The organism is Sphaerisporangium sp. NPDC088356 (assembly GCF_040685555.1).
Lineage (GTDB): Bacteria > Actinomycetota > Actinomycetes > Streptosporangiales > Streptosporangiaceae > Sphaerisporangium.
In genome coordinates this window covers 1-4,321 of the sequence record NZ_JBFBIK010000223.1, presented here as the reverse complement: position 1 = coordinate 4,321, position 4,321 = coordinate 1, and the positions used below count along the sequence as shown (strand labels likewise).

Annotated in this window: 3 protein-coding genes; all 3 read right to left on the bottom strand. The window is 69.8% G+C overall.

The genetic code is table 11. The features are described from left to right. Nucleotides 1-17: 17 nt before the first annotated feature. The 3 genes from AB0O34_RS36195 to AB0O34_RS36185 are packed head-to-tail and all read right to left on the bottom strand — an operon-like array spanning nucleotide 18 to nucleotide 4,182. Nucleotides 18-548: a hypothetical protein gene (locus AB0O34_RS36195; RefSeq protein WP_363923418.1), complete on the bottom strand. Its 531-nt coding sequence runs from the start codon at nucleotides 546-548 to the stop codon at nucleotides 18-20. Beyond that, complete coding sequence (locus AB0O34_RS36190; protein WP_363923416.1) at nucleotides 545-3,007, bottom strand: site-specific integrase; 2,463 nt, start codon at nucleotides 3,005-3,007, stop codon at nucleotides 545-547. Before AB0O34_RS36190 ends, AB0O34_RS36195 begins: the two co-directional genes overlap by 4 nt. After that, nucleotides 3,004-4,182: a tyrosine-type recombinase/integrase gene (locus tag AB0O34_RS36185; protein WP_363923414.1), complete on the bottom strand. Its 1,179-nt coding sequence runs from the start codon at nucleotides 4,180-4,182 to the stop codon at nucleotides 3,004-3,006. Before AB0O34_RS36185 ends, AB0O34_RS36190 begins: the two co-directional genes overlap by 4 nt. Nucleotides 4,183-4,321: the final 139 nt, after the last annotated feature.

Here is a 4,321-nt window from a genome sequence, read left to right as displayed (position 1 = left end):
GTGACTGGTCGGCGTGTCTATCGGGTGTTGAGCCGGGTCATGAGTTCGCGGTTCGCGGCGCGGGCGGCGGCGAGGTCTTGGCCGCGTTCTTCGAGTTGCAGGCGCAGGTCGACGGCCTGCTGTTCGAGCATGATGATCTGCTGTTTGAGTTGGTCGATGTCGTCGGGGGCGCCGAGGCCGGACTCGCGCCAGGCTTGTTGACCGAGGAGTTCGGACAGACGCCGTTCGAGGTGATGGACTCGGGTGGCTTGGCGAGCGGCGCGTTCTTGGGCGGCGAGCAGGTCGGCTTGAAGCGAGGCCCGGCTGACCGAGGGCCCGATGCCGCGAGCGTTCGGGGGTTGGGCTTCCAGGGCGTGGAGTTGTTCGAGTAGATCGCGGTGCCGGTAGAGGAAGGTGCGGTCCACTCCTGCTCGGCGGGCGATGCCGCTGACGCTGATCTCGTCTCCGCTGGTGGCGGCGTCGTTGAGCGCTTTGAGGACGCGCTGGCGGCGACGAGCGGTATCGGCGCGTCGCCCGTCGGTCATGGCGGTGGTGCGGTCGGTGGTCACGCGGTCTGCTCCGGGCGGATGGCGATGGCGGATGGGCGGAGCCGCGGCATGCCCAGCATGGTGGTGCGGTGCCGCCGGACGGCGGCGATGGCCCGGTCGATGTCAGCGCGTTCGGTGTCGTCGAGGTCGGCCAGGTCGCCGTGGATCCGGTTGATCAGACGACGGATCCGGGTGATCTCTTCGGTGGAGGGGAGGGCTTCGGTTCTCGCCCAGGCCTCGACGTCGGTGGCGGCTAGGACCCGTTCGCGGTTGCGGAGCAGGTCGTCGAGGTAGGCCTGCAGGTCGGGCAGGTAGGAGACATCGGTGCGGAAATGGTCGCATCCGGCGCAGCGGAACCGGTAGGGGCAGGCGTTCCCGCCGGCCTTGACGTTGGAGGGTTCGGCGCAGATCCCGAATGGGACGGCGACCTCGCCGACGGACCGTCGGACGTGCTCGGAGTCGAGGAGGGCTTGGGCTTGCCGCCAGATCCGGTTGCCGTGCCGGTCGAACTGCAGGGCCGAGACCCGATCGACGGCCTCACGGCGGCGATTCTCCCCGACCCGGTAGTACTGCTTGGTGGTGTCGAGTTTGCGATGGTCCATGAGCTCGCGGAGCACGTCGATGGGGACCCCGGCGTCGGCGTGCCGCTGGGCATAGGTGTGCCGGTAGGCGTAGAGGACCACGAGGGCCTTGTCGAACTCGACGCCGTCGCTGGTGGTCAGCGTGGGCATACGCTCCACCCAGGAGCGGTGCTGGAACCCGAAGGAGAACGCGGTGATGGCTTTTCGGCCGTCGGGGTTGCGCCGGTCGGTTGGCAGGAGCTTCAGTTCCCCGACCGACGTGTCGGGGAACCGGTTTCGGACTCGCCGCTGCTGAGCGATGATCACCTTCGCGGTGGTCTCACTGATCGGCAGCCGCCGCTGCGCCCGGTTGGCCTTGTGGTTGTCATAGACCAGGACGGCCGCGCCGTCGCCGTCGCGGGCCAGGCAGTCGAACGGCAGCGAGGCGATCTCCTCGGGGCGACGGCCGGTGTCGATGGCCAACTCGACCGCGGTGCGCATCTCGCTGCTGGTCAGGTCGTCCAGACGACCACAGAGTCGCCGCATGATCTCGGGTGGGAGATCACGCCCGGCTTCGCCGGGCTCGGGTTTGACCGGGACGTCGGCCAGATGGATGGCGAAGTCCTCGCCCAGCCCGGCGGCGACGGCTCCGGGCCGAGTCAGGCCCATCGCCCGGGCCCGGGCGAGCACGGCCCGGACCTCGCGGCAGGCCCGGATCCGGGCATCATTGGTGATCTGCCCGACCGATTCCAGATAGGCGAGGCGGTGCAGGAACGCCTCCATGTCGCCGCGGCCCAGAGCGGAGGGCTGTTCGCCTCGATCGGGGCGCATCCGCAAGGACTGCGACAACCTGGCCAGGCAGCCGATGTGGTGGCGGACGGCCAGGCCGCCGCTGGTGACCCGATCGACGCGGACCCGTCGTTTGGGCAGGTCGTCGGCGGCCCACCGTTTCGCGGTCTCCCGCAGCCAACCCTGGCTGATGACGGTGAAGTTCACCGTTCCCCGGTGGCCGAACACCATCAGGTCCCAGCAGTCCTTGCCGACTTCGGTCTCCGGGCTGGCCAGAGCCCGGCGGGCGTGGGAGCGGATCGAGGTGACCATCCCGTGGAACGTGCCGTTCGCGGTCGTGAGCTCCGGCATCACGTAACCCTCAAGGGCGGTGACCTGCTGGGAACGCAGGTCGTTGACGAAGCTGCGAAGGTCGGATTCCTTGCTCTTGACCCGGTCCAGCCGGCAACGCTGCTGCAGCCCGGCGAGTACCTCGGCGACCACCAACGGCGCGAGTCCTCGCAGCACGATCCGACCTCCGCGACTGACGGGCGGCTCCACCTGCCGCCAGCGGGCCTCGTCCAGACCTGGGTCGGCCTCCCGCATCACACGGATCCGCTGCTGGTGAGCATGACAGTAAGGCGTGTCGCTTCCTCGGCGCTGACGCGCGCAGGCTGTCACCTCGCAGATCTCCAGTGCCGGCAAAGCCATGGCCCGGGCCAGGAACTCGGGCATCGTCAGGCTGCTGCGGTCCCTCAGGTCGGCGTGGGCGCGGCAGAGTCCGTGCCGAGCCGAACTCCACTCGCGGGCGCAGCCCTCGACCGCGCACCCACCCGGCTCCTGCCGGCCCGACCGACCGACGACTTGGCCGCCGTCGGCGGCTGCTCGCTTGCAGGGCAGACAGTATCCCTGCCGGGTGGAGGCCGAGGCCGCGCAGCCCTCCGACTTACAGACTCTGCGGGTCACCAGCCGATGCCCGGTCGGAACCTCCAACATCACCGCGTCTACTCGCCAGCCGACCTCTGTCAGAAAGGCCGGGTCGATCACGGCGGCGACCCTCGCGGTCAGCGGATCGACCTTCACCGCCGTCCCGAACACATGCCCGGCTTGCGCTGCGACGGCGACCTGCAGCGGACGGGCGGCCTCGGTCATCGGCCCGCCGCCGGAACCCCGCGGGGGCTGGGGACACGCTCGACTGCTTCTCGTAGCCGGCCCGGGTCGGGGTGCAGATAGACCTGCGAGGACGCCATCGACGCGTGCCCGAGCAGTTCCTGGATCTCATCCAGGGTGCCACCAGCATCGGCCAGGTTCGAGCCGAACGCGTGCCGCAGTTGGTGCGGTGTCACCCGGCGGTCCAGGCCCGCTCGCCGTCCGGCCGCGCTCACGATCGCGTTGACCGCGTCCGGCGGCATCGGGGCCCCGATCGGCTCGCGGAACAGGTTCACCAGCGTGAAGTCCGAATCGGAGGCCCGCTCGATCGTCAGCCGCTCGAACTCATAGGCGTCGAAGGCCTGCACCAGCAGGAAGTCGAGCGGCACGACCCGCTGCCGCCGGGACTTAGCCCATGCGCCGTTCGGGTTGTCCCGGCGCACCACGTGCAGGTGCGCCCGAGCGACGTCGCAGCCCAGCGGCCGGGAGTCCAACAGTAGGTGGACATCCTGGCGGCGCAGCCCGCACAGCTCCCCGCGGCGCAACCCCGCCCGGCCCATCAGCAGCACGATCAGCCGGTCGCGGGCCGATCGGCAGCCACCCAGCAGCGCCACGATCTCCTCGTCCGTAGCCCGGTCGACCCGGGCCTCCGGTTCGCTCAGCCGGTGCCGGGCCCGCATCCGCCACCCCATCCGCGAGCCCTCCCCCCGGGCCTGGACCGGCAGGTCCCGCTCATCGGCCAGCTCATAGAGCAGAGGCAGCAGACCCTGCGGGGCGTTACCCGCCGTGATCGCGTACGACACGAACGCCCGGACCGCCGTCAGCACCGCGTTGATCCTCCGGGCGCCTCGCACCGGCGGACGACCCGGCCCCGCCAGCACCTCCCCGACACCGGCGACCGGCTCCAAGCCCGACACCTCCGCCGGGGCGTGCCGCAGCCAGACGATGAACAACCCGAGGTACTCGACCCCGTCCTGCCACGACCTTCCGGTCCGGCGGCACCACCGCAGAAACAGGCAGATCCCGCCCGCATAGGCCCTCGTGGTCAGCTCCGACCCGTCCCGCCCGAACCGGACGTGCCGCAGAAACGCATCCACCTCGGCGACGACCACCATGTCCTCGTCGAGCACCGTCCAGTACCGTACCCCGGACGGCATCCTCACCGGGAACGCCCGCATCTCGATCCCCCGATCTCGTGCTGGATTACGACTACCAGCAACGACCACCACAGGCACGGAGATGTGTTGCAAGCCCGGTTACAGAACGCTTCTACGCAACGTCATGCAACAGCTCGACGGACCCCAGAGAACGATGCTC

Excerpts from the sequence above, each read along its gene's own strand:
- AB0O34_RS36190 (WP_363923416.1), bottom strand. The coding sequence starts at position 3,007 with ATGACCGAGGCCGCCCGTCCGCTGCAGGTCGCCGTCGCAGCGCAAGCC.
- AB0O34_RS36185 (WP_363923414.1), bottom strand. The coding sequence starts at position 4,182 with ATGCGGGCGTTCCCGGTGAGGATGCCGTCCGGGGTACGGTACTGGACG.